The following is a 6,742-nucleotide window of genomic DNA, read 5'->3' on the forward strand; positions in this document are numbered from 1 at the left end:
GAAAAGTCATTTCACACCTTTTCCTCCGAATGCCGGTACCGATATCATCCAAGATAGGTATTAAGCTGCTCCATAAAAGCTTTCTTTTTTGACCTTCCTATCTTGATCCTGTCGGTACCGACTTCTATCTCATCGCCATACAACCCTCTTACATATGAGAGATTGACAAGTGCTGAGGCGCTGCATCTGGCGAAATTCACTCCTGAAAGCTCCTTTTCCCTCTCGCCAAGGCCCCCATAAGAGGTTATGACATCACCTGCAGTGTGGAACATAAGGTCGTGCCCCATAACTTCAATGTACATGATATCACCTGATGACACGATCCTCGTTCCATTCTTGTCCTTGATCCTGACAGGAATCCCGTCTCTCTGAGACAGCACCCTCATTGCTTTGTCCAGCTTTACGCTGAGATCATTATAATTTATGGGTTTAAGACAGTAATCAAGCGCATCCACGCTGTAGCCTTCAGGAGCGTACTGAGGCATGTTGGTAACAAAGAGCAAAAGAACAGTAGGATCCAGTACACGTAGCTTTTTGGCTGCTTCCATTCCATTCAAAAAGCCTTTTCCAAGTTCTACGTCCATGAACACAATGTCACAGGCCTTCTTGTAATCCTCAAGAAAGCTCTCTGCTTTGCTGTATGACTTGATGGAAAAAGCAATTTCTTTTTCCGCACCATATTTATCCAGGCACCGGGTAAGGAATTGCGAATATTCCAGGTCATCTTCTACGATTTCCACTCTGTACTGTTTCATAAACACTCCATCCATACTGTCTCATAGCATTTTCCGGTGATTGCAGATTTACTGCGATATACTCATATATCCCATCCATATCACGCAATGCTTTCTCAGTAATTTTTACAGGATATTCTCTCATCTGTGGTTCTCTCTAAAAGCTGCAAATGCTGCCTTTGCATCCTGTACTCGTCCAGCTTCAATATCCTCAAAGCCCTCCTGCAATTTTGCATGAATCTCTGCAGTCGTCATAAGATCTGCATTAATAACATCTGGTGCCTGAGGTAATGAAACCTTAAAAGGAATTCCACCTGTAAGCGTAATCTGTCTTAAATACATATCAATAGCTGTAGACATAGGAATTCCCAGACGTGAAAGCACATCTTCAGCTGATTTTTTCGTTGCAGGATTAACTCGTAAATTAAGTGTTGCTGTTTTCTCCATATGTATATCAACTCCTTTTATTCATTGTAACGCAGTTTGCGTTACAATGCGAGATACCTTTATACTTCACTGAATGTGGATTCTAATTGTTTTTTGCACGATCTAATTTCCACAGCAATTCTTCCGGAGAATTTTTTATATCTATATGTGAATTTCCTGACCTTTTAACTCTCCTCGTTTTCTTTCATCCAAAGCATTTATTTCAGCCTGATCTTCTGGTTCGGATTGTTTGTTTTCTCCGGATAACTGTATTCAGCCTCTCCATTTTCAAGCAGTTCCTTCACTATCGTTCGAATCGTATCTGGCTTGATAACCACCTCTATCTGGGCATAAGGGAAGAAATCATCGGGACTCTCATTGAAAAACATAAGTCCCACATTGATCGGCAGTGCCATAGCTGTCCCTCATCTTTCTCTTAAGGTGTCCCTTAAGCTGTCCCTTATCATGTCAAAGGGACACTTGATGGTCAAGTTATTCTCTTTGGAATGAACCCGGGGGGACGGAGTTAATGGACCATTTTATGGTTCATTAACTCCGTCCCCCACAAGTTCCGAATCGGAGAAAAATCATATTTCAAATCGGAGAAATATTATATGTACCAATATGGGATTTGCAGTACATTATCTCTTAAAGCACCTGGCATAGAGCACATACATACAACTGCTCCTGTTCCTCTTTTCTTTTCAGGAATCTTATCCAACACCTGAAAGGCCGATGTCATATCAGCAGAAACATTGCTGCTTTGCTTGATCTCAATAGGATATAGGATACCATCTTGCTCTACGATAAAATCAATCTCTGCTTCCTCGTATGATTCATCACCGTTCTTTTTGACTTTCTTCTTATCTTTCCCTCTGTAATATGAAACAAAGTACCGATAATCTAATCCTCTGTTAGAATAGCTTTTTAATATCTCTGAAATCACAAATGTTTCAAAAAATTCTCCACTCATTGCGCCTGTCGCTAATGTTTCAGGGGTGAGCCATCTTGTAAGATATGCCGCCAATCCGGTATCTCTGAAATAGAGTTTAGGAGTTTTTATTGCTCTTTTTAATGCGCTGTTAGCATATGGTTCAAGTATATATACAATTCCCGAAGCTTCCAGAACAGAGACCCAATTCTTTATAGTTTTCGCATCCTTACCGACCTCATCAGCTATATTTGAGTAATTAAGCATCTGTCCTGTTCTGGCCGCACAAGCTACCATAAATCTGCGAAATGCGTCCAAATCCTGGACTGCAGCCAGCTCTCTGACATCCCGCTCTAAATATGTCTTGACATAACTGGAAAAAAACATGGCCCAATCCATATCCGGATCCTGCATCTCAGGATATCCGCCTCTATGGATAATACTCCAGATATTATCAGGCTTTACAGCATCTGTATTTCTCTTCTTAATATAATCCATAGTAGGAAGAAATGGTTCAGTAAACCTGCTCTCCATTATCTCTCTAAGTGATAATGGAGGAAGTTCGATAATAGCCACTCTGCCAGCCAATGAATCAGATACCAGTTCCATAAGTTTGAAAGGCTGAGATCCCGAAAGATAAAATAAACCTTTTGAATCATTATTATCACTGGATTGCTTAATATATCTAAACAATGAGGGCACATACTGAATCTCGTCCAAAAATATAGGTGGAGTGTTTAATGACATGAACATCTCCGGATTATTCTTTGCCTGTTCTTCCGCGAATGGGTCATCAAACGATATCTGCTTTATTTCAGGATATAAATGCTTAATCAACGTGGATTTGCCTGTCTGCCTAGCCCCTGTGATCAATACGCACTTAAAAGTACTGGCAGAATGTGCTACCACATCCTCAATAGCTCTTGTGATATATTGCATTGAATCTAGCCCTCCAAATTGACTAATCCGGAATGTGATTCCTGATTAGTCAAATTATATCATGCTCCGGATATATCAACAAGTTGAATGTGACTAATTCGGAATCCAATTCCGCATTAGTCATGTTGTGAATTTCCTGACCTTTTAACTCTCCTCGCTTTCCCCATCCGTATTTTCCGTTAAGAAGGCCATTATTTCCTCAAAGCTCTTATTACTCTTAGTTATAGCGTCGAGGAGCTTCTTGTTCCGGAGCTCCTCCTTTTTTTCATGAGATCATCAAGGATTGCTATGTCCTTGTCAATCTTTTCTTTATCCTTAAGAACAATCTGTTTCTGTTTCTCAACCTGTTCGTCTATTGATGACGCCGGTTCCCTTCCTCGTCTCATTTTCTTTACGCCTTCTCAGAATACTTTAAACATGCGGTGATCTCTCTTACACCGGATTTGATCTTTGCATCGTTGATCCCAAACGCCTTGAACAGGGTTTTACATGTGGCTGTTACCGCATGGTCAAGCCTATAGTTACCATCAGCCTGCCTTATCATTTCCACCTTGCTGAGTTCTCTGATTGCAGCCGGAACCGAGAAATAATTCTGCTTGCTTTCAGTTTCTATCTTGTAGTCCTTCAGCATCCTATAAAGCTTGTTTCTGATGATTAGCGCCACAAACTCTATGAAAATCTTTGCATGTATAGATTCCGCAGAGTGTACCCTGAAGCTCTTATCTCCCATGTAGGACTTATACTGACGGAAAAGCTTCTCCGAAACATCTCTGCCTTTATACAATTCCAAGGCTTCCTTTGCAGTCATTTTCTCGGATGTGATAATGACGAAGTATCCACAAAGGTCAATCACCTTGTTTATCTCTTCATATTTCTCTTTGGCGAACATGAACTTTTCATCTGGTTCACCCTTCTTGCTGTATATGAGATCAAAGTATTTCTCAAGTTCCTTTCCGAGAGGTATCTTCTCATGCTCATGCTTCTTCAGGAATGCCGCCAGTTTATCGATTTTATCCTCGAAGTTTTCTCTTTCAGCGCTTTTCTTGTTCTCAGCTATTATGCTATACGCGGCAAGATCCAGAAAAAGGCCGGCATCGTCCCCTATGATATCGGCCAGCATATCGTCGAGGTGATAATCCTCAGCTACCTTCTTTATAGCAAGATTGCCAAAATCCAGGTTTTTCGGCGTAAATCCGTGGTTTTTTCGATATTTTTTTAGCCGTGAGTTAATCCTTCAGGAAATTCACATTTACCGTTCTTAAGCATCCTTGACACTAAGTCCCTTTGCATTTTTTCCATACCCTCTTCTCGACCTTCGATACGCCCTTCTTCCCTGATTCCATCAACAAAGGTTTTTTCATCAAATTCTGTTATACACACATCCAACACCTCCGCTCTGTGTGAAGAGAGGAATTCTACCAGAAATCCGCCCTTAATGCACGAAAGCATGGCAACAGCAACTTATTGACATAAAGCAACCAGTAAATCTTCCGCTTTTTTAACTATATCAGGATCAAATCCTTTGCTTATTAATGACTTGGCTGTATCGCCATTTTTTAATCGCTTTGAGACAGTAACCATTTCATCAGCTGCTTCTGTTTTAATTCCATCAACAAAGGTTTTTTCATCAAATTCTGTTATACACACGTCCAACACCTCCGCTCTGTGTTTTGTAAGGAATTCCGCCAGAATTCCATCCTTAATGCAAGAAATCACAGCTGCATCAACAGCTTTTGCAATATCATTAGCTTCCGAAAGAGAGTCCCTTATTCTCTCTACAAGGGTCATATACTCATCAAGAACCTTACATTTGCTCCGCAAGTTAATGATCTTCACTTCGTCCCGGATAAGACTACCCTTATTCTGTGAATCATCAATGACCGCTTGCATCCCAGAAGGCTTTTGAGAGCCTTGGGAGGCAGCTCTATACCAAGCATTATTTTTTTCATTCAGATTATATACAGTAGCAGTCCACTCAAAATCTCCGGACTTGTCAGGATTAATAAAAGCACCAGATAGTCTTAATGTCTTTATGGGTGGGGCATCTTTAGTACCATTATACAACACCACATACCTCGGGGTCGGAAGCATTATCTGCTTTATACCATATAAGTTCAGTTTCCTTGATTTTATGTATTTACTGTAAAGCTTGCCGAAATACATTAATCCCCGCACAGGCATATTAGGGTTGTCTGTGCTTTGCTGTTCCCACAGGGACAGGTAACTGTCGAGAATGAAGGCCACGTAATTTTTCATTTTAATGTAAATGACATCTTCGATAGTGAACAGCTCCAGTTCAGATGCATCCTTGTAATCCGAGCCGTTTAAAGCATTGTAAAGTTCAAGCACATCTGCCTTATTTTCTTCACGCCCGAATAACAGGCGGAATAGCCTGTCCTTGTACTGAAAGTTGATATTTAGTTTTGCGTTTTCCATTAGGTTCCTTTTCTAAACTTGAGTATAACACTATACCCGGATTCTTTTAATGATATTTTGATAAATTGGGACTTTGTTTTTGTGATTATGAAGGTGATGTAGTTTCCCATAACACCTCCGGAAAGTTGAGTAATGAAGAGGTATGATTAGCTGACTTGTGAATCATAGCATAGTTAGAAAAATCTGCATATTGTCTAAAGTGATTCAATGTCAATTTGAATGAATCTTAATTTGACCTAAACTGTACCACATTGGTACACGGTTCATCCTTTGAAGTTTATAAATAATTCCCGATACACGGTTCCAATGTGCTTAAAAAATTCCCGATACACGGTTCAAGATTTTTAAAAAAAGCGCATATGTGTCATCACTCAATGTCCAAGCTCGGCAAGCTTTGCCTTTAAAGCCGCTATCTCGGCATCCTTCTTTTCTAATGCAGCATTCTTCTCTTCTAATGCGGCATTCTTCTCTTCTAATGCGGCATCCTTCTCTTCCAGCGCAGCTCTGTTTTCTGCCAGCTCAGCTCTGTTTTCTGCCAACTCTGCATCCATCTCTTCAAACTGAGACTTGAACTGCATATAAATCTTCTCATCACGTTTTTCAAGAACCTTACACATCTTCTGTCTCCCTTCTCCCTGTGCCGCTTCATAAAGCTTATTATCTCCAGATAATATACCAGCAAGGGCCATAATGTTACATTCTATTTCCCTCTCATCTCTATCCGCTGTGTCGGCATAAATTGCTGACAATGCTGCCCTCAGTTCCTCTAAAGGACCATTGGAAAACGACAGATTCCGGTCATGTCCCATATCTATCACATACAACGGATAATCCGGCACAAACTGCCTTACTCTCGTATCTATATCCATCATATCATGCACCGACCTTGGTCCATCCCAAACTTCCTCACCTGTGTAAAACACGACCGTAATTATAGGCGTTACCTTTGTGCCCTTTGAAACACCCGAGAGACGTTCATCTACTGTCCATGATTTCTTATCTTGAGCGTTTCCCTTCGATGCTATCTCCGCACTGTACCCCAATGCATCATACAACATCTTTCTTACCGGCATAGAATAATGTATCTTGGCCTGGTCTTCTATTCCTAAAATTACAAAAAGACCTCCTGATGTCTTTCTAACATTATCCCTGTACTTATTTACCTTGTCAATCTTGATCTCCGTTCTTACAGACTCTGTATACGCTGTATCCGCCTGCTCCAGTTCTGCCGGATCTATGACCTTATCGTTGTTGAAAAAATATCCATTAAACACAG

At 40.7% G+C, this 6,742-nt stretch carries 8 protein-coding genes and 1 pseudogene; all 9 read right to left on the reverse strand.

Annotation, left to right across the window (positions count from 1 at the left end):
* Positions 1–44 precede the first annotated feature (44 nt).
* Entirely contained in the window at positions 45–755 is a 711-nt protein-coding gene (locus tag G625_RS0109845; RefSeq protein WP_044932205.1) for a LytR/AlgR family response regulator transcription factor, read from the reverse strand.
* Between the two features lie 120 nt (positions 756–875).
* Positions 876–1,181 carry a type II toxin-antitoxin system RelB/DinJ family antitoxin gene (locus G625_RS0109850; protein WP_029200996.1) on the reverse strand — a complete coding sequence of 102 codons (306 nt, stop codon included), beginning with the start codon at positions 1,179–1,181 and terminating at the stop codon, positions 876–878.
* Between the two features lie 197 nt (positions 1,182–1,378).
* Positions 1,379–1,576, reverse strand: a complete 198-nt coding sequence (locus G625_RS0109855; protein ID WP_029200997.1) for a hypothetical protein — start codon at positions 1,574–1,576, stop codon at positions 1,379–1,381.
* Between the two features lie 194 nt (positions 1,577–1,770).
* Entirely contained in the window at positions 1,771–3,030 is a 1,260-nt protein-coding gene (locus G625_RS0109860) for an ATP-binding protein (protein WP_029200998.1), read from the reverse strand.
* Positions 3,031–3,251: 221 nt separating this feature from the next.
* Entirely contained in the window at positions 3,252–3,416 is a 165-nt protein-coding gene (locus tag G625_RS22415; RefSeq protein WP_156885089.1) for a hypothetical protein, read from the reverse strand.
* A gap of 5 nt (positions 3,417–3,421) precedes the next feature.
* A complete protein-coding gene (locus tag G625_RS19275; RefSeq protein ID WP_049895835.1) occupies positions 3,422–4,150 on the reverse strand; it encodes an IS1634 family transposase in 729 nt (242 codons plus the stop codon).
* 95 nt (positions 4,151–4,245) lie between these two features.
* Complete coding sequence (locus G625_RS22420) at positions 4,246–4,410, reverse strand: hypothetical protein (RefSeq protein WP_156885090.1); 165 nt, start codon at positions 4,408–4,410, stop codon at positions 4,246–4,248.
* An 81-nt stretch (positions 4,411–4,491) separates the two neighbouring features.
* Complete coding sequence (locus tag G625_RS19280; protein ID WP_049895836.1) at positions 4,492–5,466, reverse strand: hypothetical protein; 975 nt, start codon at positions 5,464–5,466, stop codon at positions 4,492–4,494.
* A gap of 371 nt (positions 5,467–5,837) precedes the next feature.
* Positions 5,838–6,742: pseudogene (locus tag G625_RS21280) on the reverse strand (Rpn family recombination-promoting nuclease/putative transposase); the annotation flags it as partial.

The sequence above is a fragment of the Oribacterium sp. NK2B42 genome, from assembly GCF_000424445.1.
Classification (GTDB): Bacteria; Bacillota; Clostridia; order Lachnospirales; family Lachnospiraceae; genus Oribacterium.